Source organism: Lacrimispora sp. BS-2 (assembly GCF_040207125.1).
Lineage (GTDB): Bacteria > Bacillota > Clostridia > Lachnospirales > Lachnospiraceae > Lacrimispora.
The window spans coordinates 2,055,747-2,079,880 of record NZ_CP157940.1 but is presented as its reverse complement, the minus strand read 5'-3'; the positions used below and the strand labels follow the sequence as shown (position 1 = coordinate 2,079,880).

24 protein-coding genes and 1 riboswitch are annotated in these 24,134 nt (G+C 42.3%); of the genes, 21 read left to right on the top strand and 3 right to left on the bottom strand.

Features of this window, described 5'->3' with window-relative positions:
- Positions 1 to 5: 5 nt before the first annotated feature.
- From ABFV83_RS09925 to ABFV83_RS09915, 3 genes are read left to right on the top strand one after another with little or no spacing between them, the layout of a single operon-like run.
- Entirely contained in the window at positions 6 to 974 is a 969-nt protein-coding gene (locus ABFV83_RS09925; RefSeq protein WP_349948697.1) for a N(4)-(beta-N-acetylglucosaminyl)-L-asparaginase, read from the top strand.
- A gap of 3 nt (positions 975 to 977) precedes the next feature.
- Positions 978 to 2,135 (top strand): Sapep family Mn(2+)-dependent dipeptidase, encoded by a 1,158-nt coding sequence (locus ABFV83_RS09920; protein WP_349948696.1) that lies wholly within the window; start codon positions 978 to 980, stop codon positions 2,133 to 2,135.
- Between the two features lie 20 nt (positions 2,136 to 2,155).
- Positions 2,156 to 2,776, top strand: coding sequence for a hypothetical protein (locus ABFV83_RS09915; RefSeq protein WP_349948695.1), 621 nt, complete (start codon positions 2,156 to 2,158; stop codon positions 2,774 to 2,776).
- A gap of 198 nt (positions 2,777 to 2,974) precedes the next feature.
- On the opposite strand, the gene ABFV83_RS09910 is transcribed toward ABFV83_RS09915, so the two are convergent.
- A complete protein-coding gene (locus ABFV83_RS09910) occupies positions 2,975 to 4,069 on the bottom strand; it encodes a hypothetical protein (protein ID WP_349948694.1) in 1,095 nt (364 codons plus the stop codon).
- Between the two features lie 112 nt (positions 4,070 to 4,181).
- Positions 4,182 to 4,907 carry a C39 family peptidase gene (locus ABFV83_RS09905; protein ID WP_349948693.1) on the bottom strand — a complete coding sequence of 242 codons (726 nt, stop codon included), beginning with the start codon at positions 4,905 to 4,907 and terminating at the stop codon, positions 4,182 to 4,184.
- A gap of 882 nt (positions 4,908 to 5,789) precedes the next feature.
- On the opposite strand from ABFV83_RS09905, the gene ABFV83_RS09900 reads away from it, so the two are divergent.
- Positions 5,790 to 6,011 carry a sulfurtransferase TusA family protein gene (locus ABFV83_RS09900; RefSeq protein WP_349948692.1) on the top strand — a complete coding sequence of 74 codons (222 nt, stop codon included), beginning with the start codon at positions 5,790 to 5,792 and terminating at the stop codon, positions 6,009 to 6,011.
- Here ABFV83_RS09900 and ABFV83_RS09895 read toward each other — a convergent pair.
- Positions 6,001 to 6,900, bottom strand: a complete 900-nt coding sequence (locus tag ABFV83_RS09895; RefSeq protein WP_349948691.1) for a LysR family transcriptional regulator — start codon at positions 6,898 to 6,900, stop codon at positions 6,001 to 6,003. The genes ABFV83_RS09900 and ABFV83_RS09895 overlap by 11 nt on opposite strands.
- 250 nt (positions 6,901 to 7,150) lie before the next feature.
- Between ABFV83_RS09895 and ABFV83_RS09890 the strand changes: the two genes are divergently transcribed.
- The 17 genes from ABFV83_RS09890 (at position 7,151) to lpdA (ending at position 24,014) form a co-directional block, all read left to right on the top strand.
- The gene (locus tag ABFV83_RS09890; protein WP_349948690.1) at positions 7,151 to 7,837 is read left to right on the top strand and encodes a YeeE/YedE thiosulfate transporter family protein; all 687 of its coding nucleotides are present in this window, start codon (positions 7,151 to 7,153) and stop codon (positions 7,835 to 7,837) included.
- Positions 7,838 to 7,863: 26 nt separating this feature from the next.
- A complete protein-coding gene (locus ABFV83_RS09885) occupies positions 7,864 to 8,091 on the top strand; it encodes a sulfurtransferase TusA family protein (protein ID WP_025232355.1) in 228 nt (75 codons plus the stop codon).
- Between the two features lie 29 nt (positions 8,092 to 8,120).
- Complete coding sequence (locus tag ABFV83_RS09880; RefSeq protein ID WP_349948689.1) at positions 8,121 to 8,669, top strand: YeeE/YedE thiosulfate transporter family protein; 549 nt, start codon at positions 8,121 to 8,123, stop codon at positions 8,667 to 8,669.
- A 116-nt stretch (positions 8,670 to 8,785) separates the two neighbouring features.
- Positions 8,786 to 10,006, top strand: coding sequence for an FAD-dependent oxidoreductase (locus ABFV83_RS09875; RefSeq protein ID WP_349948688.1), 1,221 nt, complete (start codon positions 8,786 to 8,788; stop codon positions 10,004 to 10,006).
- 256 nt (positions 10,007 to 10,262) lie between these two features.
- Entirely contained in the window at positions 10,263 to 11,432 is a 1,170-nt protein-coding gene (locus ABFV83_RS09870) for a MalY/PatB family protein (protein WP_349948687.1), read from the top strand.
- Between the two features lie 23 nt (positions 11,433 to 11,455).
- Positions 11,456 to 12,790 (top strand): amino acid permease, encoded by a 1,335-nt coding sequence (locus tag ABFV83_RS09865; protein ID WP_349948686.1) that lies wholly within the window; start codon positions 11,456 to 11,458, stop codon positions 12,788 to 12,790.
- 66 nt (positions 12,791 to 12,856) lie between these two features.
- A complete protein-coding gene (locus ABFV83_RS09860; protein ID WP_349948685.1) occupies positions 12,857 to 13,591 on the top strand; it encodes a FadR/GntR family transcriptional regulator in 735 nt (244 codons plus the stop codon).
- A gap of 3 nt (positions 13,592 to 13,594) precedes the next feature.
- A complete protein-coding gene (locus tag ABFV83_RS09855; protein ID WP_349948684.1) occupies positions 13,595 to 14,827 on the top strand; it encodes an MFS transporter in 1,233 nt (410 codons plus the stop codon).
- Between the two features lie 383 nt (positions 14,828 to 15,210).
- Entirely contained in the window at positions 15,211 to 15,600 is a 390-nt protein-coding gene (locus ABFV83_RS09850; protein ID WP_349948683.1) for a DUF2089 domain-containing protein, read from the top strand.
- Between the two features lie 19 nt (positions 15,601 to 15,619).
- Positions 15,620 to 16,063, top strand: a complete 444-nt coding sequence (locus ABFV83_RS09845; RefSeq protein ID WP_349948682.1) for a hypothetical protein — start codon at positions 15,620 to 15,622, stop codon at positions 16,061 to 16,063.
- Between the two features lie 325 nt (positions 16,064 to 16,388).
- The gene (locus ABFV83_RS09840; protein WP_349948681.1) at positions 16,389 to 16,730 is read left to right on the top strand and encodes a phage holin family protein; all 342 of its coding nucleotides are present in this window, start codon (positions 16,389 to 16,391) and stop codon (positions 16,728 to 16,730) included.
- A gap of 281 nt (positions 16,731 to 17,011) precedes the next feature.
- Positions 17,012 to 17,094: riboswitch (glycine riboswitch) on the top strand.
- Between the two features lie 164 nt (positions 17,095 to 17,258).
- Entirely contained in the window at positions 17,259 to 18,341 is a 1,083-nt protein-coding gene (gene gcvT, locus ABFV83_RS09835) for a glycine cleavage system aminomethyltransferase GcvT (protein WP_349948680.1), read from the top strand.
- Positions 18,342 to 18,419: 78 nt separating this feature from the next.
- On the top strand, positions 18,420 to 18,803 hold the full coding sequence (gene gcvH, locus ABFV83_RS09830; protein WP_349948679.1) for a glycine cleavage system protein GcvH: 384 nt from the start codon (positions 18,420 to 18,422) through the stop codon (positions 18,801 to 18,803).
- 13 nt (positions 18,804 to 18,816) lie between these two features.
- Positions 18,817 to 20,136: an aminomethyl-transferring glycine dehydrogenase subunit GcvPA gene (gene gcvPA / locus ABFV83_RS09825; RefSeq protein WP_349948678.1), complete on the top strand. Its 1,320-nt coding sequence runs from the start codon at positions 18,817 to 18,819 to the stop codon at positions 20,134 to 20,136.
- Positions 20,137 to 20,140: 4 nt separating this feature from the next.
- The gene (gene gcvPB / locus ABFV83_RS09820) at positions 20,141 to 21,601 is read left to right on the top strand and encodes an aminomethyl-transferring glycine dehydrogenase subunit GcvPB (protein ID WP_349948677.1); all 1,461 of its coding nucleotides are present in this window, start codon (positions 20,141 to 20,143) and stop codon (positions 21,599 to 21,601) included.
- Positions 21,585 to 22,583: a lipoate--protein ligase gene (locus tag ABFV83_RS09815; RefSeq protein ID WP_349948676.1), complete on the top strand. Its 999-nt coding sequence runs from the start codon at positions 21,585 to 21,587 to the stop codon at positions 22,581 to 22,583. The genes gcvPB and ABFV83_RS09815 overlap by 17 nt, the downstream gene beginning before the upstream one ends.
- Positions 22,584 to 22,601: 18 nt before the next feature.
- The gene (gene lpdA / locus ABFV83_RS09810) at positions 22,602 to 24,014 is read left to right on the top strand and encodes a dihydrolipoyl dehydrogenase (RefSeq protein ID WP_349948675.1); all 1,413 of its coding nucleotides are present in this window, start codon (positions 22,602 to 22,604) and stop codon (positions 24,012 to 24,014) included.
- Positions 24,015 to 24,134 lie beyond the last annotated feature (120 nt).

Here is a 24,134-nt window from a genome sequence, read left to right as displayed (position 1 = left end):
TTGCAATGTGGGGAATGATAGCAACATGGCGTATGGCCGTAGAAGGGATTACAAAGGGAGCTGAGATGCTTAAGGAAAGCGGAGACGCAGGGGATGCCATCGAGGCAGCCATCCGACAGGTGGAGGACTTCCCTTATTATAAATCCGTGGGCTATGGCGGACTGCCTAATGAGGAAATGGAAGTGGAAATGGACGCGGCCTATATGGACGGCAATACTCTGGATATAGGAGCTGTGGCTGCCATCAGGGACTTTGCCAATCCGGTGTCTATTGCCAGGCGTCTGAGTGCGGAGAAAGTCAATAGCATGCTGGTGGCTGAGGGCGCTGAGAAATTTGCCCACAAGGAAGGCTTTGAACGCAAGAACATGCTGACAGACCGGGCTAAGGCACATTACAGGAAGCGGGTAAAGGAGATGGCCGCCCAGGCGGCCTCTAAGGAGCTTAAGCCCTATTCCGGTCATGATACCGTGGGCATGGCCTGTCTGGATGGAAAGGGCAAGATGACGGCAGCTACTTCAACCAGCGGCCTGTTCATGAAGAAAAAGGGCAGAGTAGGTGATTCCCCTATATCCGGTTCCGGCTTTTACGCTGACAGCAAAAAAGGGGCTGCCAGCGCCACCGGCCTGGGAGAGGACCTGATGAAAGGCTGTATTTCTTATGAGATCGTCCGCCTTATGGGAGAGGGGATACATCCTCAGGAAGCCTGTGAGGCAGCGGTGAACCGGCTTGATGGGGAGCTTCGGGAACGTCGGGGCGAAGCCGGTGACATATCCCTCATTGCCATGAACCCTAAGGGAGAGTGGGGGGCTGCCACAAATATAGAAGGGTTCTCTTTCGCAGTGGTTACTGAGGAGCAGGACCCCACGGTTTACCTGGTGACCCGCAGGGAGGACGGCCGCTGCACTTACGAGAAAGCATCTGAAGAATGGATGGAAAATTACATGAAGACGCGCATGGCGCCCATAGAGGAATAGAATATGGGATATAGACAGATCGAAAATGAATCAGATAAGAAGATACTGGACTGTGTGGACCGGTTAAAGGACCAGTTTATAAACAGTGTCCTGGAGCTGGTGCGCATTGACAGTGTGGAAAGGGAGGCCTGCGAAGGTGCTCCCTTTGGCACTGGAGTAAAGAATGCACTGGAATATGCCCTGGGTATCAGCAGGCAACTGGGATTTGACACCGTGAACCTGGATAATTATATCGGATATGCCCAGTATGGCAAAGAAGAGGGCTATGTCTGTGCCATCGGTCATGTGGATGTAGTTCCGGCAGGAGAAGGCTGGAGGCAGCAGCCTTTCAGCGGCTATATGGAGAACGGAATCATCTACAGCAGGGGAGTGCTGGACAACAAAGGGCCAGTCATGGCATGTCTCTATGGCCTGGCAGCCATTAAGGAGGCCGGACTTAGCCTTAAGAATCCGGTACGAATTATCTTTGGATGTGATGAAGAATCAGGATTTGAGGATCTGAAGTATTATCTTTCAAAGGAGAGACCGCCTCTCTATGGTTTCACACCGGACTGCAAGTATCCGGTGGTGTACAGCGAACGGGGCAGGGCTGTGGTGCGGATCACAGGCAGTATCGACCAGTTGGAGATATTTTTTGACTTTGTAAATAAATATTTTATCGGAGCCAGGAATACAGGCGACCGGCTGGAGATTGATTTTAGCCACGAGGAATACGGGATGATGGAGATGCGTGGATATAAGCTGAGTGTGGATCCGGACAGTCTCTGTGGAAAAAGGCAGGCGGCCTTTGATGTGACGTTAAGCTATCCGGGAGGCGTCACTATCGATAAAATCATGAAGCGCATCTGCAGTAAGGCCGGGGCAGAGGGGCTTACTGCAGGGCTTATGCAGAATTTTGATCCGGTGGTATTTCCAAAGGACACACCCATGGTTAAGGCCATGCAGGAGAGCTATGAACTGGTCACAGGGCTGGATGGTGCCCCTGTGACCACCACTGGCGGCACTTATGCCAAGGCCATGCCGGGAATTGTTCCCTTTGGTCCAAGTTTCCCGGGCCAGAAAGGCATCAGCCATAATCCCAATGAGTGGATGAGCGTGGAAGACTTAATAGCCAATGCAAAGATCTATGCACTGGCCCTGTATCGTCTGGGACAATTATAACATAGGAGAATATATAGAGATTGAAGCCGTTTGTTCTTTCATTAAGAGCAAGCGGCTTTTTGCGGTGCGCCCAGGGTACACTGATATTTTCCGGTAAAGGCATCGTCCTTGAATTTATCAATAAAAACAGCTTCAGGGAAATGGAAACCAGATATTTCATTCCGAAAAGAATAGAATTGAAATTTGACTTTAAACGGGTGGTGTCACCGACGAAACAGGTAAAAGCTTATTCTTACGGCAATGAAGAGGAAGGTTTCGTGCTGCCTGCATCAATTTGGAACATAAGTGCGGAAGTCGAAATCTTTGAGGGTGTTATTTTAGAATCTTTATTATCGAAGGGTGCAATTGAGGTATCATCGTATTCTCGTGTGTTAAAAACAACAGCCAGAAATTATAGTCCTTTAATAACAGCTAATGCTTATGCAACTATACAATTTTCGCATAGTTTTCCCCAAAATGAAAAGCCGCAATTTCTCCGTCTGGTATCCACTTTACTTAAACTTGAAAAGGAAGAGAATGAATTGGAAACAATTAATAAATTAGAAGGAATGATCGCAGCTAGAAAAGCTGAGTTGCAACGAGCTTCCAAGGAGGAAAGAAATGATAACAATCTGGGGGATAGTGACGACAATAATAATTAGTTGTTTTTTAATTATTATTTTTCTTCTATTGGAATAAATGTTAATTTATCTTGATGATGAACCGATGGGTTATATCGGAGATCCGGTACCATGGTCAGACAAGATCCCGGAATGCTGTAGAAAACTGAAGAAATAAATTTAGCAGCCGCCCTAGTGGGCGGCATTAATTATACGTCATCCCCAGCTTTTCCACTGTTTCTAATTGTTAAATTCATAGATATTCAAAGAGTTGTTTTTATCAATAAATCCAAACGATTCTTCATTTATTTTTATTGGATTGCTATTATTAATTTTTTCGTATATTCCTTTTTCATAATCTATCATGTAAACATTATTTAACGTTTGAATTATAATTGTTGATTCGGTAATTCGTCCCGCATCCACTATATCATTACCCGATTCGATTTCAGGAATTCCCATACTGATATACTCACCATTTCTAAGCACATATATAGTTCCCACATCGCTTAATGGTCTTGCAGAGGCATAGTCAGAAGTAATTATACATTGCTCATCCCCTGCAACATATAAAAGTTTTCTTGGAGGAGTTATTGGTAATTTTATTAGATTATTCTCTTTTAAATCATAACGAAATAAAGTTGGCTTCCCTGTTTCATCAAGATCCATATTTTCATTATCAAAATAAATCAATTCAAAAACAATACTATTATCAAAACCATCCACTGCTTGAAGAAGTTCCCCCGTGCACTTTCCTTCCATATCTATTTCATAAACATAGTTTCCTATCGTCATTATCTCATTATTTATGAAGTTATATAATTGAAGAGTTTGTTCTACTTTTCCGCCTTTGTAAGCGTGTGAATTAACCACTAAATTTTCACCTATTACATTCACAATCGGAATTCCTTTACACTCTCCCTGCATTAATATTTCTTCAGTATCTTTATTAACACGCCGAATTGCATATGACATTGGTTCTTCCGCGTAAAACTCTCCAATAATCATATCTCTGCTATACAACTGATTACAAAAAACGGCAGAAGCATTCGATTTATAAACCATATTGGAAAAATTTCCATTGTTAACATAATATTCAATTCCATCATCCTTGGATTGAAATGTATAAATTAACTCATTATCATATCCAACAAGTGCAAAATCATCAAAATTATTTTTTAAAGTTTTGTTTACTGCCATATTATTTATGTTGTACTTAACAGTACCTGGTCGCAAGTGCTTAACCTCACTTTTCCTAATGTAGCTCAATGCGATTAATACAAATGCTGCCATACATATGCCTATTACAACAGCTTTACTTATTTTTTTTTGCATAATAAATGGTTCTCCATTAATATTGAGGAGCTGCCGTAGATCTAATATATAGCTACATTACGTATATTTATCCCTACGACAGCTCCAGACATTTATCTAAAAGAATGTTCAATTACCATATCATTGCTTGGCGGAAATGTGCATTATTTACTTTATAGACAAGCGATTCATTATACCAATGGCTACCTAAACCTAATTTCCAAGGATCAGTAACTTTTGCTTTGGAAACAGAGGAAGAACGGTCATGTCCGGATACATTCATAAAATGTCCATTTGTTGTATATGGCCAACCACTTCCTGATGCAGCCTTAATGTCAATAATAACTGGTTTATTTATTGACAGTGCGTATGTAACTTTGTTAGCCCAATCCGTTTGAGTTCCGATCGCAATCATGGAATACTGACTATATCCTAAATTGTTATTGACTACACCAGCGATTCTTGTCATATCTGTTCCATCAGTTGTTGTTCCCAACTGAGAAGCTAAGGTATCCTGGCTTGGAGCCGATCCTTTGTAAAATTTAATTGTTTGTTGAACAGTTGCAGGCCCACAATAATAACCATTAATTTGCTCACACGTAGGTACATTCAAGCTCATATAGGTCGGTCCACTCAGTCGCATTGAAAGCCTGGTTTGCATTTCAGCCAATTTTTTAGCATTTGCTGCTTCATCTGCGGCTGGAATTCCAGGTTCTGCACCTTCTTCAATCGACATATCGCCATCTAAAATCACTGCCTCAGATGCAACGTTCTTACTTTCTGCTGCAAAAGCAACAACACTTGACATCATTGTAAACACCATAATGCTGGCTAAAACCCGAACTACTTTTTTTACCATACAAATACCTCCTTCTAACTAAAGATAGTTACATTGCTAATATTACATATTGCTAAACCGCTTTCAAGAAATTATTGGCACCACTCCGCCTTCAATTACTTTTATTACTTACTGCATGCTTACACTTGTAGATTGGAAATCTTCACTTTGAAAGCAAAAGTAAATAAGTTTCCGTGTCTACTTTATTATTGTTGCTATTATAAATTTACCATAATATCACCCTAATATAATGTTTTTGCAATTTGCGTAGCGTTTTTCTTCTTAAGCGTAAATTGCTTAATATATAACAATAAATTCTGATTTCATCAGACCTTCTGTTTTGGCGGAGGATCCGGTTCGAGCAGAAGGAGAAGCTGCTATCACATGTACGATAGTTTTGAAAAGGCCTAATCCTTTCCTGGTAGAAAAATCAACTATCTGTGAAAGAAGCTAAAACCGGTGATGCAGTTGATATTCCTATGATGGTGAATATGTGCTACCTTCCGTTAAGCCTTTCCCTGGTATCGCTGCTCGAATGACAGAGGATTTTTCCATGTTCCGGATCCTGGAGAATAATTACAGCGTTAATTTGAAGGTGTATCATTAAGTATTAAAGGCACGAAGAGCCACAAAGGCATTATCCAGGTAAATACAGTGCCATACAGGAGAACCGTTGTTTGAGCTTTTTAAGATCCGTATAATACAGAAGAAGTTCCCCAGCATATTGCAATCAGTGTAATAAAGAGCGATAATATATCGTATGTATTATCCAGTGACGAGGATGACCGGATGACCCATGGGGTATAAGCTGGAAGATATAAAATGAAACGGAAAACTATGTTTTTTGTTCAAAATAAAGCGCAGCAGCTTGCGAAAGCATAGGAATGTGCGTAAGGAGTATTTATGGTTAAAATCGATTGTCTGGGCGATATGTGCCCTGTGCCTGTTATGAGATTAAAAACTGTCATTGATTCCATAAAAAAAGGCGAGGAATGTATGCTGGTTACGGATCACAGCTGTACAAGTTCTAATATTGAAGCTTTTTGTAAGGCAAATAATTTAAGTTATACTACAGAAGAAGTCATTAACGGTGTATGGGAAGTTACTGTTTTTGCTAACAAATAGTCTCCTTTAATATTGCTTCAATGTACTTAATGAGTTTTGACGATTCATGATTGAGAGGAACACTGACAGCATTTTTTATGGAATAATATTCATTATCAAATTCCAGCCATGGACATTCAATAATGCGGAGCTGTTTATTGTAGATTTCCTTCTTAATTGCCATATAAGGAAGAAAAGCAAGTCCGAAGCCATTAATAGCAGATAATTTAATGGATTCCGTGGATTCAAGAGTATAAGGAATATGAAGCTGATTGATGAGGATTCCGTTTTTGTTCAGCATTTTATCCAGCACCTGTCTTGTCTTTTGGGCTTTCATCAGCATCAGCAGAGGATAATGATAAAGATCCTGGCAGTCTAACTGGGAAGGAACCTTCATTTTTTCTCCTGCAACCAGAAAAACACGGTCGGAAAATACTTTTTTGGCCCTTAGATTTTTATCCTTGGGTCTGCCTATGATAATTCCCATATCAGCAAAGCCTTTTGATACTTTTTCTTCTATGATTTTGCTGGACATCATCTCCATATTAAGTGTAAATTCCGGGTACTTGTTTTTTACATGGTAAAAGGTGCATGGCAGGGCATAAGAATATACACAGGGAGAAGCAAGGATATGTATGGTTTTATTTTGGTTCTGTGCATTGGATATATCAACCAGCATTCTGTCATAGGACGATAATATTTCAAGAGCACGGTTATAAACAATCATACCAATATTAGTCGGAATCACGCCCTGATAGTTCCGTTCAAAAAGCCGTGTATTTAATTCCTGCTCCATGACCCGCAGCTGCTGGCTTAGTGCGGACTGGCTGATATTCATCAGTTCCGCAGTTTTTGAGATGCTGCCGGATTCCACTATCTTTATAAACATTTTCAGGTTATGAATGTTCATGTTACCCCGCCTTTCTGACATTTAATTCCAAACCAGTTGACTGAACTGTTAAAAACTTAACAGTTCTTTTTTGTTCTTTTATTATAGCAAATATAATTGGGTGTGGCTAGTGTGATAAAATAATGGGTCATAAGTAAATCTTATGACATATCGGATTCTTGATTAACTGAATATTCATAAGTGTGGTATAATTTGAATTGTGATTTTGTTATAATATTAACAAATACTATTTTAAGAAAGGGGGATTTACGTGTCAGAGGTAAACACAAGCATAAGTGGGGGAAGAGTGCGTAAACCAAGAAAACCAAAAAAGAGCCAGATTCCATATGCAATTTTGCTTACAATCCTGATTATTGCATTTGGATTTTATTTGGCAGGAGGGAACAATAAGCTGCCCGTTTATTGGGGATTCGGAATTGCATTCGGGTATATCCTGCAGCGTTCTCGTTTTTGCTTTACGGCGGCATTCCGTGATCCATGTATTACCGGAAGCACATCCGTAACAAGAGCCGTATTGGTGGCAGTTGCAGTTGCAAGCGTTGGTTTCTGGGCAATCAAGTATGCCAGTGTAATGGCAAGTGCAGAATCCAATTTCAGCATGACCGGCGTAGCGCCCATCGGTTTGCCCTTGATGGTCGGCGCGGTTCTGTTTGGTATCGGAATGGTAATTGCCGGTGGCTGTGCATCCGGAACCTTGATGCGCGTTGGAGAGGGCTTTACCATGCAAATGCTGTCTTTGGTATTTTTCATTGCAGGTTCTTTCTGGGGTGCACACGACATGAACTTCTGGAGCAGATTTAATGAAAATGCTCCGAAAATCTTTTTACCGAATGTGTTTGGCTGGTTTGGAGCAATCGTTGTACAGGGACTTATCATTGTCCTTTTATACATAGCAGCCGTCAAATGGCAGGAAAAGAAAATGGGAAGTGCAGAATAAAATTTTAAAATAAAGGAGATATAAAAATGGCTGAATTTACATTAGATTGTCTGGGAGAGGCTTGTCCGGTCCCGCTTATGAAAACTGAGAAGAAAATAAATGAGTTATCCGTAGGAGACGTTTTAGCCGTATCCATCGATCATAGCTGTGCAATGAAGAATATTCCTGAGTGGGCAAGAAAACAGGGACATAACGTAGAAATTGAAGAAGTGGATGATGGTGAGTGGGAAATTGTCATTGAAAAGACGAAGTAGATAACTTCTGTGAAAGCAGGTGAATAAATTTGAAGCAATTTTTTATTAAGCTTGGCGATCATCCGATTTACAAAAAACTGTTAAAAGAGCCCTTAACATACGTGGCTGGTGCAGTTTTGCTTGCAGTTTTTCAAATTGCCCATTTCACAGTCCTGGGCAGCGGCTGGGGAGTTACAAGCGCATTTGCCAACTGGGGCACCTGGATTTATAAAGCTCTTGGCGGTGACGCAAGCGGCTGGGTGTATTATGCTTCTGAAAAGATGCAAAAGGAGCTGAATACCAGCTTTCTGGCAGACGGCGCTTCCATCCGCAATCTGGGCATTGTATTGGGAGCCTTAGCGGCAACGTTATTTGCATCACAGTTTAAGATCAAGAAGATCAAGTCATTACGGCAGGTAGTGGCGGCAATTCTTGGCGGTTTGTTAATGGGCTATGGAGCAAGACTTGCAAATGGCTGTAATATAGGAGCGTTATTTACAGCAATTTCAGCTTTTTCCTTATCCGGCTGGGTATTCGGGGCATTTTTGCTTGTAGGTGCTTTCCTGGGAAGCAAATTATTAGCCAAATATTTTATGTGATTTGTAATCATGGGGCGATCATATTTGATTGCCCCTAAAAAATATCAATACCCGGTCATGAGAAAAGAAAAAACGGCTGTGGAGGCTGAATAAGAGTATTCAGAAAGGAACATGTAATGACTAAAAAGACAGAATCATATGACGTTGTAATTATAGGCGGCGGAGCAGCCGGCTTAACTGCGGGAATATATTGCGGCAGAGCCAAGCTTAAAACATTGATCATAGAAAAAACTCTGGTAGGCGGGCTTGCTACATATACCAATGAAATAGAAAACTATCCTGGTTTTCCAGATGGAGCAACAGGGCTTGGACTGATGGAATTATTCCATAAACAGGCTAAAAAATTCGGTGTGGAATTTAAATTAACTGATGTAAAATCCGTATCCCTGGAAGGGGATATGAAGCAGGTAGAGACCTTCCGTACCATTTACCAGGCAAAGGTTGTGATAATCGGAAGCGGCGGCAAACCCCGTTTGACAGGAGCCCAAAATGAGGATTTATACCTTTATGACAAAGGGATTTCTTTCTGTGCTACCTGTGATGCAGCGGCAAATACGGGAAAGACCGTTATGGTAATCGGAAGCGGAGATGCAGCCATTGAAGAGGGGATATTTTTAACCAAATTTGCAGACAAGGTTATGGTATCTGTTATGCATGAAGATGGTAAAATGGACTGCAACGAGATTGCCAAAGCACAGGCTCTTGCTAATCCGAAAATGGAATTTATCTGGAATACGGTCGTTGACAGTTTTGAAGGAGAGGAAAGACTGCACACAGTTGTATTAAAAAATGTGAAAACAGAAGAAAAGATCCCTGTTCCTGTGGACAGCTGTTTCCTGTTTATCGGTTACCTGCCAAATACAGAATTATTCCGTGATATTCTGGAGATGAACCGGGGAGGTTATCTGATAACAAATGAACGCATGGAAACAAACATACCCGGAGTATTTGCAGTGGGAGATGTGCGGGACAAATACTTAAAGCAGGTTGCAACAGCGGTAGGAGATGGGGCTGTTGCCGGATATGGTGCAGAAAAGTATGTTTCGGAAAGCGAAATATTTGAAAAGCAGATCATGAACGAAGGAAAGCCTTCCCTGGTGTATATCTATAATGCAATCGATCCCCATGCAAGAGAACTGCTGCCGGTTTTCAAAGAGTTTGAACAGAATCATTGCGGCATCCGGGTATCCTGTATCGATATTTATAAGTCAGATGGAATTGCAAAACGGCTTCATGTTGAGAAAGCTCCCTGTATGGTCTGGATCAAGGAATGCCAGATTATAGAAAAATATTATGATGAAATAACTTCGGAGCGCATAAACAGCATTTGCAAATAAACAAAATATAATTGATCCAGTTATTGTTTCAACGCCCTGCGGCCAGGTCTGGCCCAGGGCGTTTTTTTCGCGTTTTTCAGCTTGCTTTTATTTTGTAATAATACACAAAAATTAAACGTTTTTTTGTTGAAAAGGTTGAAATTTATAAAAATCAAATTTAATTGTTGAAATTTGTCGAATACCACCTTATTATATAATATAACAAGTTGACTTGTGTAATATATACTATTTCATAACATGATAAAAGGAGAAGACTATGAGAAATTCATTTGATGAAGGAGTGGATCGTCATGGAACGGCCTGCATTAAATGGGACTTTCAGGAAACTGATTATGGCATGAGCGGTTTACTGCCGTTTTCCATTGCCGATGGAGATTATCCAACCTATACACCGATACTTTATGCATTAAAAAAGCGCATAGACAATGGGGTAATTGGCTATACGGATTTGAATGAAGAATATTATTCTGCCGTTTCAGGGTGGTGCCAGCGGCGTCATGACTGGAAGATAAAACACAGCTGGATCGTACCCACTGGCGGAATTGTTCCGGCAATCTGTAATGCATTGGAAGCTTTGACGGAAAAAGATGCGAAAGTCATAATACAACCACCGATTTACGATCCGTTTTATTCCATCATTCAGGCATCCGGAAGGCAGTTAATAAAGAATGATTTAATCCTGGATGAAAATGGTTATCGTATGGATTATGATGGTTTGGAAGCCGCCTGTAAGGCTGGCGGTAAGGTCATAATCTTATGCAGTCCTCATAATCCGGTTTGCAGGGTCTGGAAGAAAGAAGAGCTTAAGCGCCTTGTGGACATCAGTAAAAAGTACGGGGTTATTATCATTAGCGACGAAATTCACTGGGACCTGATTTTAGGTGATCATGTACATACGACCATGGGAAAATTCGAAGAAATCCAAGACAGGCTTATTGTATGTACCAGCTGCAGTAAAACCTTCAACATAGCAGGGCTTGAGACTTCAAACCTCATTATTCCCGGTAAGGAATTAAGGGAAAAATATCAGCACTGGTTATATGCGAGATATCTTTTCTGCCCTAATACCTTAGGTCTTGAAGCAACCAGAGCTGCTTATGCAGACGGCGATGAGTGGGTAGATGAAGAACGGGAATACCTGACTCAAAATGCGGAGGCTGTCTGTAAATTCATGAAAGATTTTCTTCCAAAGGTAAGGGTTACAAAACCGGAAGGAACCTATTTATTGTGGTTTGATATGCGGGCATACCAGCTTAGCAGTGAGGAACTGGTAAAACGGATTGCAAAAGCTGGAGCCGGCTTGAACAACGGCCATCATTATGGGGAAAAATACGATGGATTTGTCCGCATGAACATTGCTTGTCCAAGAAAGCAGTTAATGGCGGGACTTGAGTGTATCAAGCTGGCACTGAATGATATTGGGTGATTTTACAATGAGGAGGTAGCGTTATGTCAGAAGAAAATAAACAGGATGGCTTAAAAAAGGTTCTTGGATTCGGTGATTTATTGGGAATTGGGGTCGGACAGATTATTGGATCCGGTATTATGGCATTGACAGGGATTTGCATTGCACTGACGGGAGCAGGTACTCCGCTGGCGTTTTTAATGGCTGCAGTTCTGGTTATATGCCCCAATTTGGTACTCGCTGTTTTGGGGAGTGCGGTGCCGGCAACTGGCGGCATGTATACCTATGTCAGAGACTACATTGGTAAAAAAACAAGTTTCTTTTATCTTGCATTATTGGTTGCAGGACAACTGGTTCTTTCTATGTTTGCGATTACCTTTGCAACTTATGCCTGCAGCCTGATGCCCGGCATGAATCAGACCTTTGTTGCATTCGGGATCCTGACCTTATGCTATGTTATGAATCTGGTGGGAGTTGATATGGCTGCAAAGCTGCAGAACATCCTTGTAGCCGTACTGATTGCAGCTTTGGCATTGTTTATCCTATTAGGTCTTCCAAAGGTAGATTGGTCTGTATTTCGGGCTGAGAAAGCATTTATGCCAAATGGATTGATTAATTTTTTAACCGCATCAAGTCTCCTGACCTTTGCCACCGGCGGAGCCGAATTTTTAAGCGAATTAGGCGGAGAAATGAAAAATCCGGGGCACGACTTACCGCGGGCTATGATCGGAAGCACCATATTTGTAGCTGTTATTTATGCGCTGATCGGAATTGTAGCTGTTGGTGTTTTACCAGTTGATCAGGTGGCAGGACAAAGCCTGGTGCTCGTAGCAAGTGCAGTTCTGCCAAAACCATTGTATGTGTTCTTTATCATTGGCGGAGGTATGTTTGCAGTTGCTTCCACATTAAATGCAACCTTTACCTGGTGTACAAAAGGGTTATTGATCGCGGCAGAAGAAGGCTGGCTTCCAAAGCAGGCAGCATCTCTTACAAAAAGAGGAACCCCATGGGTATTGCTCACGGTATTCTATATTGTCGGTACCGTACCGGTATTAACCGGAATTGATATTGCGACAATCGCAATGCTGGGCAATGGAGTATCTCTCATTTATGTTATGTTTCCAATTTTTACCGGATATCTGATTTATAAGAAAAATCCGGATGCAATGAAAAAAACTTCATTTAGAATCAGCAAACCGGTCCTTGCCATACTGACAACCGTTGCATTGGCTGGATATGCATTAGCTGCTGTATTAAATTTCAGCGATATTGAAAGTGCATGGAAGATAATGGCAATATACAGCATCATTGTCATCATATATGCATTTATAAGAGAAAAGAAAGTTATTCATTATTCTTCCGCCAGGTCAGGAGAATAAAAGTTACTTTTTACATGTTATGTGATATAATAAGATAAACCAATATTGCATGACAGGAGAAATAGTATGCTGAAAAAAGTACAAAGCACAACCACGTTATACGAGCAGGTGGTAGAACAGATAAAAATTATGATAGCTCAGGGGGTATATCAGAAAGGGGATATGCTTCCAAGTGAAAAAGATCTGATACAGATGACTGGAGTCAGCCGGATTACCGTCCGAGAGGCTTTGAAATCTCTGGCAGAGGTTGGAATTATTGAAACAAAAAAAGGAAAAGGCAGCTTTGTCCTGGTGGATGCAAAAACTCTGACTCCTGATGAGACTGCGGTAGAGCAGCAGGCAGATTATCAAAAAAATTTCTTGAATTCCAGCAGGGCAAGGCTGATATTAGAGCCAGAACTTGCCCGTGTTGCTGCTGCAAGGGCAACAGAAGCAGATATTCAGGAAATCAAGAATACACTTTTTGTAAAACAGTCTGTACCGGCGGCTGAGAACCAGTTTGACAATTTTCATTATGCGATTGCCAAAACTGCGGGCAATGCAGTACTTATAGATTTTATGAAAGAGCTTTTAGAACTTGAAAGCCAGAATGAAAGCCGCAATCACGCTGTCCTGAGCCTTGTTACTCCTGAGCATCAAAAAAGGATTTCCGCTGAACTCAATAGTCAGCATAAAAAAATATTTAAGGCAATAGAGAACCATGATTCGGAATTTGCTTATTTTTATATGAAGGAGCATATGATGTACCTTTTAAATTCTTATGAGGAATATTTTGAACGGTTCTTCTCAAAACAGGAGTAAAATGTGAAAATTACAAAATATAAAAGTTACCCGTGGCTGCTGGTAGCATGTTATTCATTACTGGGAATATTTTTTCCGGCATCGGTCACTCAGTTCAGTATGGTAGTCAACAGCCTGTCGGAAGCACTTGCTGTTGACAGCCAGGTGATTTTGCTGGCTGATACTACCCGGGCCGTATGCCTTGTCACGGCCATGTTTTTATCCAGTTATGTCTACAAACGTTTTGGACTGAAAAAAACAATGGCTTTGGGACTGATGTTTCAAATACTGCCCCAGTTTCTTATACCTATGGCTGTAAACGGAAAATACATACTGTTATTATTTCTTTTTAAAGGAATGCAGGGCTTTAATGCAATGGCTTTTCCGCTTTATATTTCAACCATAACTTTATGGATGGACAAACGCTATACTGCATTGGCAACAGCTTTATTTAACGGCAGCTTTGTAGCCGGAAGCGGAGTTGGAGCATGGATTTCAGGAAGAATTGTACCGGTACTGGGCTGGCAGGCTTCGTTCTATGCCGTGGGGGGAATCTGCCTGTTTTTTGCAATTCCGGCATGGCTGCTGACGAAAGAAAAAATTATGGAGGTTCCTCAGAAAAGCCAGCTTAACGTACTCTCAAAAAACGTATATGGAAACGTCATCAGGCAGCCTGTTACCTGGCTTTTGATATTGGCCTTAATCGCCAATACATGGGTATGCCAATCTGTCACCGTAGATATGTCTGTCTATGCAAATATAATAGGATACAGCTATGGTCAAACCGGTAATCTAATGCTGGCAATCAGCTTTGTGACCGTAGTCTCATCAATTATGGCCGGCGGGGTTTCAGACTGGTTTGCAATGAGAGCAAAGAACAAAGTACGAAGCAGAAGCATGATCATGGCGGCTGGCTATGCATTAAGTGCTATGGCTGCTGTTTTGCTTCCCAATGCATCTGCCATGGGTTTTCTGCCATTGGCTCTGGTCTCCTGCACAATGATGTTCGGAGTATCCTGGGCTGCCGGAGTTTTCTGGGCCCTTCCCGTTGAAGTGTATACTGAAGACGATAATATTCCGGGAACGGCATTCTGCTCCGGGGCGGCTAATATTCCAAATCCAATCGCGCCTATGGTCGTAGGCGTATTACTTGGAAGCAATGGACATTGGACTGCCGGTTGGCTGACCTGTGCTTTGGTATCTGTACTTAGCTTATTAGCCAGTCTGGTTCTGGCAAGACATAAAAATAATCAATAAAGAGGAAATAAAGATGTCCCACATGGGCAGTGCATTTTTTGGCATATAAAAAACAAGAATATTAAAGCAAAGAGGTCTGTAAATTGTCTGTGGCAGTTTACGGCCTTTTTGTTTGTCCAAGAAACACGACGCAGGCTGTCGTTCCCTTTGCTTATTCTTTATTTTCCGATTGCAAAAATCATGAAACGGAGAACAAGCCCTATGACGGCGCTGGAGCAAAACAGATAAATGCAAGATTAATATTATTAAAAGGTTGTTTTCATATATTTGAATTAAATATTAATTATTTTAATACTATAATTAATATTATTGATTTTAATATTGACATATTTAATTGGTGGTCATATACTATAATCAAATAATACATTAGGAAGGTGAAATCAATGAAATACAAAGCTCCGGGTAAATGCCCCGTATGCGGTGAAAAACTTTCCATAACCAAGCTAGGCTGTCCCAAGTGTTCAACAGTTATTGAAGGAGATTTCCAGCCTTGTGAATTCTGCCGTCTTCCAGCAGAAGATCTTGAGTTTGTCAAGGTATTCATAAGATGCCGCGGTAATATCAAGGATGTTGAGAAAGAACTGGGTATTTCTTATCCTACGGTCCGCGGTAAACTGGATTCAGTCATAAGAAGTCTTGGATATGAAGTGTCATCAAAAGAATCGATTAAGGAAAATGAAGACAAAGCAACCGCCAGGAATGAAATTCTTGACCAATTATCAAAGGGTGAAATCTCATCGAAAGAAGCAACAGAACGGATAAAAAATCTATAATAAATAGGAGGGTCAGTTTGTGAGTGAACAACAAAAAATATTAGAAATGATAGAAAAAGGTCAGATTACCGCTGCCGAAGGTATGGAGCTTTTGGAAGCCCTGAATATGACTAAGGAAGCAGGAACGATTCAGAAGGTCGAATCCGTAACGACTGCAAGGCGAAACTATAAATTCCTTAAAGTTAAGGTTACGTCGGATAACAATTCCGTTAACGTTAACGTAAATATACCGATACGCCTGCTGACCACGATCAGTGAGATCGCGGATAAGATGACTACTATGGTTCCTGTGGATGCCAGAAGGGAGATGGAAGCGAAAGGTATTGATATTTCCAGCATTGATTTTGCAAAAATAATCGGGGAGATCATAAACGGCACCTTGGATGAACCGAATATCGTTGATGTGGAAGCATGGGATGAAAGCCATAATGCGATGGTAAAGGTGAGAGTATATGTGGATTAGGAGTTGTCGTTTTTTGTGGATCAGGCTATGGATTGATAACAGAAGGTTCATGAATATTCCCTTTCCAATTCCTTTGTATATTTTTCGGGAATTATTGGACTGTTTTCAGGACTTAGTGACTGCTGCATGTTTTTTCGTACCGAAAGTGCCTGATCCGGGGTTATCCTCCCGAATCACCATTGATTCAGTGAAAGAGCTCGTTATCATGGCCATGAAACTTCTGGATTCTTTAGCGGTGGATGCACCCTATGATCTTGTTGATGTTACAACTGACAAAGTCAAAGTACTAATTAAAATCAGGTAAAGCATGTTTATTGGAGGTAAAATGTCGAAACTGTTCATAAAATATATATCTATCATATTGACCATATATCTGCTGTCATTTGTATCACAAACGGTTTATATTGGCAGTATCCCGGCACTTCTTATCATGGGATTGGTGCTGCTTTTAGTAAACTTTATATTAAAGCCGATTCTGCTGTTGGTTACATTACCGGTCAGCCTGCTGACCCTAGGATTATTCAGTTTTATTGTGAATGCCTGGACGATTATGATTGCAGATCATTTTGTAACAGATATAAGCATGGGCGGCTTTCTCAATTCGCTGCTTGCGGCTTTCATCATGGTTATCTTTAATCATCTGTTCCGTGATACTAATAGGGGATAAAATTAATAGGTTATAAATAATGGATGTATTTAACAATATCATAATTGCAGAAAATTTGGTGAAGAATTAGAAAAGTCCAAAGGCAACCACCATTAATTTGACAGGAAGCAGGAGAATGTCCGGCAGACGCCGGAACGTGCCGTCTTCCTTATCCAGTAATCATTAGGACTGCGGTCAGAAACCTATTGACAGATAAAAGATTCTCTATAAAAAGTTAAGGAAAAAATGATTGACAGTGCTTAAGTAGTCTGATAATATCAATTATAAATAATAAATGACGGATGATGGATCGGAGAGAGAGCACATATCTGTGCCGCCGAAGGGGAAGGCAGAAACTCTCAGGCAAAAGGATCGGATTCGGACGTAACTCTGGAGAACATTTATGTACCGACGAAGTCAATCTTTCAGGTAAAAGGACAGAGGCAGACAGGAATATTTGATACGAATATTTCTTTCTGCCTTTTTTTGTGCATATAAACGGATGATGTTCCTATATTATCATATAAATTATCTAAGGAGGATTAAGACATGGAACTAAAAACACCGCTTTATGAGATGCATTTAAAGCATCACGGCAAAATGGTACCATTTGCCGGGTATCTGCTTCCCATCCAATATGAAGAGGGGATCATAAAGGAGCATATGGCAGTAAGAACAAGGGCAGGGCTTTTTGATGTTTCCCATATGGGAGAAATAATCTGTAAGGGAAAAGACGCACTTAATAATCTGCAGCGGCTGCTGACCAATGATTTTACCGATATGGAGGTCGGACAGGCAAGATACAGCCCCATGTGCAATGAGCACGGTGGAACGGTGGATGATCTGATTGTTTATAAGAAAAAAGATGAGGAGTACTTTATCGTTGTAAATGCTTCCAATAAAGAAAAGGATTACCAATGGATGCTGGAACATAAATTAGGAGAAGTGGTGTTTGAAGACATTTCTGATAAAATCACACAAATCGCCCTGCAGGGTCCCAGATCACAGGAAATACTTATGAAACTGACCGCAAATATTCCTGAAAAATACTATCATGCAGTTTTTGATGGAAAAGTGGCAGGAATCACATGCATGGTATCCAGAACCGGTTATACAGGGGAAGATGGTTTTGAGCTTTATTTAGACAATGCATATGCGGAGACAATGTGGGAAACCCTCATGGAGGCAGGCAGGGAATACGGACTGATCCCATGCGGGCTGGGAGCCAGAGACACTCTGAGGCTGGAGGCCGGCATGCCGCTGTACGGACATGAAATGAACGATAATATCAATCCTGTAGAAACCGGTCTTGGGTTTGCTGTCAAGATGCAGAAGGAGGATTTTATCGGAAAAAGCCATTTGCCGGATAAGGATTCCCTCATTAGAAAACGTGCAGGCTTAAGAGTCACAGGACGGGGAATCATAAGGGAACAGGAAGATGTACTTGTAAACGGGGAAAAAGTGGGCTTTACAACATCGGGAACCCATTGTCCCTATCTGGGTTACCCGGCAGCCATGGCTATTTTGGATAAGGAATATGCGAAAACAGGAACAAAAGTAACGGTAATCGTGCGGGGAAGAGAAGTAGAAGCAGAAGTAGTAGCCCTGCCATTTTATAAAAAATCAAAATAATCCATCAAGGAAACACCCTGCGGGTGTACTTACATGCCTGGAAAATGTGGGCAATAACAAGGAAAAGGAGAAGGAAACATGAAGGTATTAGAAAATCTGGTTTACACAAAAACACATGAATGGGTGAGGTTTGAAGATGAAACAACAGCTTTGGTCGGACTTACGGATCACGCCCAGCAGTCATTGGGAGAGCTTGTTTTCGTCAATCTTCCGGAAGAAGGTGATGAGACCACAGCCGGTGAATCATTTGCCGATGTGGAATCCGTAAAAGCCGTTTCGGATGTGTATTGTCCGGTGACCGGAGTCGTATCAGAAGTCAATGAAGAACTTCTGGAAGCACCGGAAAAGATCAATGAGGCTCCTTATGAAGCCTGGTTTGTAAAGATAACTGATATTACGGATAAAGAAGAATTCTTAAGTCCCGAGGAATATGGAGAATTTGTAAAAAAAGAAATGGAATAAAGGAGATCTGCATATGGGTTCATTTGTACCGGTAACCGATCATGACAGAAAAGAAATGATGTCAGCGATCGGAATTGAGAGCATAGAAGACCTTTTCGGGCAGCTCCCCCAGGAAGTTCTGTTAAAGGATGGATTGAATCTTCCCAGTGGAATGTCTGAAATGGAAGTATGTAAGAGGATGGAAGGTATTGCGGCAAAAAATAAGGTATTTCCGGTCATATTCAGAGGGGCAGGCGCTTACAGCCACTACATTCCGTCCATTGTGAAAAGCGTATTATCAAAGGAAACCCTGTACACTGCTTATACCCCGTATCAGGCGGAAATCAGCCAGGGAATCTTACAATCCATATATGAATACCAGACAATGATCTGTGAGCTTACAGGAATGGATACAGCCAATGCTTCCGTGTATGACGGTGCGGCTGCAGCTGCAGAAGCAGTTGCAATGTGCAGGGACAGAAAGAAAAACAGGGCCTTTGTTTCCGCGGCAGTTCATCCTCAGGTAATGGAGACTATAAAGACTTATTGTTTTGGAAACGGGATAGAACTGACTGTTATTCCTGAGAAAGACGGTGTTACGGATCTGGATTTTCTGAAAGAGCATCTGGATAGTCAGGCCGCATGTGTCTATATTCAGAATCCCAATTATTACGGCAGCCTGGAACCGGCGGCTGAAATTGGAACCATAGCAAAGGAAGCCGGTGCGCGGTATATCATGGGTGTGAATCCCATTTCCTTAGGGGTAATAAAGACGCCGGCAGAATACGGTGCTGATATTGCAGTGGGGGAGGGACAGCCCCTTGGACTGCCTCTGTCATTTGGCGGACCATATATCGGCTTCATGGCATGTACGAAAGAACTGACCAGAAAGCTTCCGGGAAGGATCGTGGGAGAAACTGTTGATTCCAACGGAAAAACAGGATATGTCCTGACCCTTCAGGCAAGGGAACAGCATATCCGCAGAGAAAAAGCGTTAAGCAACATCTGCTCAAATCAGGCGCTTTGCGCATTGGCAGTGTCAGTCTATTTAGCGGCGATGGGAGCAGAAGGACTGAGGCAGGCAGCCATACAATGTATGTCAAAGGCCCATTATATGGCAGACCAGTTGGAAGCAATCGGATATCCGGTTGTAAACCGCGGGGAATTCTTCCACGAATTTGTGACCATTTCAAAGCTTCCGGCAGAACAGGTGATGAGTGTACTGGAAGAACATGGAATTCTTGGCGGTTATCCTTTGACCGGTGAAAGAGCCGGACAGATCTTATGGTGCTGTACGGAAATGAATGCAAAGGATGACATTGACCGTGTCATTGGCATTCTGAAGGAGGTGTAATGTTATGCTGATATTTGAAAAGGGACAGCAAGGAAGAAAGATGAGCATCCTGCCGGAATGTGATGTGCCGGTAAGTCTGCCGGAAGAAGGCAGCTTAAGAAAAAAGAGCCTGCACCTTCCGCATGTGTCTGAAAATGATATAAGCAGGCATTATACAGAAGCAGCGAAAAAGGCATATGGTGTCAATGACGGCTTTTATCCTCTGGGTTCCTGTACCATGAAATATAATCCCAAGATCAATGAAGACGTGGCGGCCCTTCCTGGATTTAAGCAGATTCATCCGCTGCAGCCGGAGCATACGGTGCAGGGCTGCATGGAGGTACTGAAAACAGCAGAGCAATACTTATGTGAGATCACCGGAATGGATCGCATGACCTTCCAGCCGGCAGCAGGAGCTCATGGTGAATTTACCGGGCTTTTGCTGATAAAAGCATACCATGAAAGCCGCGGTGACAAAAAAAGAACTAAGATCATTGTACCGGATTCCGCACATGGAACCAATCCTGCAAGTGCGGCAATGGTAGGCTTTTCAGTAATCAGTATCCCATCTGCTGATGACGGCGGAGTGGATTTGGAGGAATTAAAAAAAGCAGTCGGGGAAGATACGGCCGGACTGATGCTGACCAATCCCAATACATTAGGGCTTTTTGATAAAAACATACTGGAAATTACAAAAATCGTTCATGATGGGGGTGGCCTGAATTACTATGACGGAGCAAATTTAAATGCTGTTATGGGTATGATAAGACCTGGGGATATGGGGTTTGATGTGGTTCATTTAAATCTTCACAAAACCTTTTCTACTCCCCACGGAGGAGGAGGCCCGGGCAGCGGACCAGTAGGCTGCAAGAATCTCCTGGCTGAATTTTTACCGGGTAACATGGTGGAGGAAGATAAGGGATATATGTTTCATCGTCCTGCCCAGACCATGGGACAGGTGAAAAGCTTTTATGGCAACTTTTTGATCGTGGTCAGGGCCATGACGTATTTATTCATGCTTGGAAAGGAAGGAATCCCGGAGGCCTCAAAGCATGCCGTTTTAAACGCCAATTATATGATGGCCCAATTAAAGGATGTATATGATATGGCATACCAGGGACCCTGTATGCACGAATTTGTCATGAGCCTGGCAAGACTTAAAAAAGAAACCGGTGTATCAGCTATGGACATAGCAAAAGGGCTTTTGGACCACGGAATCCATCCGCCGACCATGTATTTTCCACTGATCGTACCGGAAGCTTTAATGGCGGAGCCTACGGAAACGGAGTCAAAAGAAACCCTGGATGAAGTGATTTCTGTATTGCGCAGCCTCTATGAAACTGCAAGGTCTCAGCCGGAAACCCTGCATCAGGCCCCCATCCATACGCCGGTCACCAGACTTGATGAAGTAAGGGCAGCCAGAAATCCAAAGTTAAAGTATGACTTCTTAGATAAGGAAACAGATAAAGATGATACAGCAAATTAAATATATAAATGGAAGCAGTCATGACCCATATCTGAATCTTGCCATTGAGGAGTATTTATTAGAAACAGCAGGGCGGGATACCTGTATCCTATATCTTTGGCAGAATGAAAATACCGTTGTAATCGGTAAAAACCAGAATCCATGGAAGGAATGCAGAATCCGGGAGTTAGAGCAGGATGGCGGGCACCTGGTGAGACGGCTTTCAGGAGGAGGCGCCGTATTCCATGACCTGGGCAATTTGAATTTTACGTTCCTTGTAAACAAGAAACATTATGATCTGGATAAACAGCTTGAGGTCATTTTAAGCGGGGTCAAAAAGCTGGGAATTTATGCAGAGAAATCCGGACGGAACGATATTACCGTGTCAGACAGGAAGTTTTCCGGTAATGCCTTTTATACAAGAGGGGAGAAATGCTATCATCATGGGACCCTGCTGGTTCGTGCAGATATGGAGAAGCTGTCCAAATATCTCCAGGTCTCAAAGGATAAGCTGGCATTAAAAGGAGTGGACTCCGTTAAATCCAGGGTGACCAATCTTTCTGAATATCGGGATGACCTGACTATCGATATGTTAAAAGAAAAGCTTCTGGAGGCATTTGAGGAAACTTATGGATGTAAGGCGGTTTTCTGCAGGCAGGAGGATTTAGACCAGGAAGCATTGGCTGAGGGAAGAAAGAAATTTTCTTCCTGGGATTGGCTGTATGGACGTAACATGGATTTTCAGTACGAATTGTCAAAACGGTTTGTATGGGGAAATGTAATCTGGCAGTTTCAGGTGAACAGCGGGATCATAAAGGATCTCCAATTGTTTTCCGATTCCATGGAGCCGGATCTTATGGACCGAATCCCCGGATATATAAAGGGAAGCAAATATGAAAATGAGGATATTTATAATAAGCTGGATCAGGTGCCTGCAGAAACCCAGGCCCAGTCGGCCATGATAAAAGACTTAAAAGAATTTTTTGCTGCTGCAGAATTATAAAGACCAGGGAGGGATAGGATGGAGGAACAATATGATCTGATTGTTATTGGTGCAGGACCCGGAGGATATGTAGCAGCGATCAAGGCTGCAAAGCTGGGAATGAAGACAGCGGTGATAGAAAACCGGGAAGTCGGCGGCACCTGCTTAAACAGGGGCTGCGTTCCGGCAAAGGCCATGCTTCATGCTGCCAAATTATATCAGGAGGTTCTTTCCGGAGAGCGATTTGGAATCATCTCAAAAGAGGTGAGCTATGATTACGGAAAAGTAATGTCCTATAAAAATGAAACTTCCGAAAGTCTCAGACTTGGTGTGGAACAGCTCCTTAAAGGAAATAAAGTGGAACGGATCAGTGGGACAGGGTCGCTGACCATGGATGGAAGGGTCAGGGTCAAGACAACGGAAGGAGAAGAAATCCTTCAGGCAAAACATATCCTGCTGGCAACAGGATCCAAGCCGGCTCTTTTGCCTATTGAAGGAATCCGCCTTCCCGGAATTATGACCAGCGATGAGATGTTTCAGCTTGATCATGTACCGGAAAACCTGATTATTATAGGGGGCGGGGTCATAGGGGTGGAGTTTGCCACCGTATTCTCTTCCTTTGGTTCCAAGGTCACATTGCTGGAGGCGGAAGAAAGGCTTCTGCCAGGTCTGGATAAAGAGATTTCCCAGAGTGTAAAGCTGCTTTTGAAAAAGAGAGGCGTTGACATTCATACCAAGGCATTTGTCCGGAAGATAGAAAAGGAGGGCCTGGATTTTATCTGTACCTATGGAGAGAAAGTAAAAGATAAAGAAAAGATTGAGGTCTTAAAGACGCCATACCTGCTTTCAGCCACCGGACGTATCCCTAATACGGATGGACTGCTGGAGGAAGGGACAATACTTAAAATGGACCGTGGCAGGATTGTGGTGAAGGAAAACTTTGAGACAAGTATGCCGGGCGTGTTTGCTATCGGAGATGTCATCGGAGGTATTCAGCTTGCCCATGCCGCAAGCTCCCAGGGCATCTGTGCGGTGGAAGGAATGAATGGGAAAGAGCCGTCCATTGATTTATCGGTAGTTCCGTCATGTGTTTATACGGATCCTGAGATTGCATGTGTGGGAATAACGGAAGAGGAAGCAAAAGAAAAAGGAATCGAGACCGTTACCGGGAAATTCTTAACTCATGCCAACAGTAAATCATTTATAACTAAGGAAGAGAGAGGCTTTGTTAAAGTTGTAACAGATAAGGAAACAGGCGTACTGCTGGGAGTACAGATGATGTGCGCCAGAGCTACGGACATGATTGGTGAAATGGGAACCGCCATTTCCAATAAACTTACTGCAGAGCAGCTTTTAAAGGCTATGCGGGCTCATCCTACCTATAATGAATCTGTGGCGGAGGCGCTTGAGGACTGTATTGGCGGGGCGATTCATGTACTGCCACGCAGGTAATTGATTATAAAAATCCAGATATGGAAAACATGATATATCGGTTCTTATTGCTGAAGAAACTGATATTACAAAGAGATTTATGAGGGCGCACACCTGATTTGCCGGGTGTGCGCTTAAATG